1 protein-coding gene is annotated in these 248 nt (G+C 39.5%); it reads right to left on the bottom strand.

Annotated features, from left to right (window positions below):
- Positions 1–248, bottom strand: a 248-nt coding sequence (locus SB765_RS32360) for a hypothetical protein (RefSeq protein ID WP_410932857.1), incomplete at both ends; no start/stop codon positions are given.

Raw genomic sequence — 248 nt, 5'->3', positions numbered from 1 at the left:
AGTAAAAAGCTATTGAAACCGGTGCTTTGATTAATAGCTGTGCAAGCAATCGCTTGTTCTTTATTTAAGCGAGGCTTAGTGCCCACAGTAGGAGAGGCATGTTGCCATTGATTGTCATGTTCAATGGTTTGCACTATCAACTCTTTTGCCAACAGGCTATCAATAGTCTTTTTATTAAACCCGAGTGCTTTTAGTTCCGTTAATGATGACTTACCCGATGCAGATAATTGCTTAAGCAAGTTAAGCTG

The organism is Pseudomonas sp. SIMBA_067, from assembly GCF_046534675.1.
GTDB lineage: Bacteria > Pseudomonadota > Gammaproteobacteria > Pseudomonadales > Pseudomonadaceae > Aquipseudomonas > Aquipseudomonas putida.
This window is presented reverse-complemented; position numbering and strand designations above follow the sequence as displayed.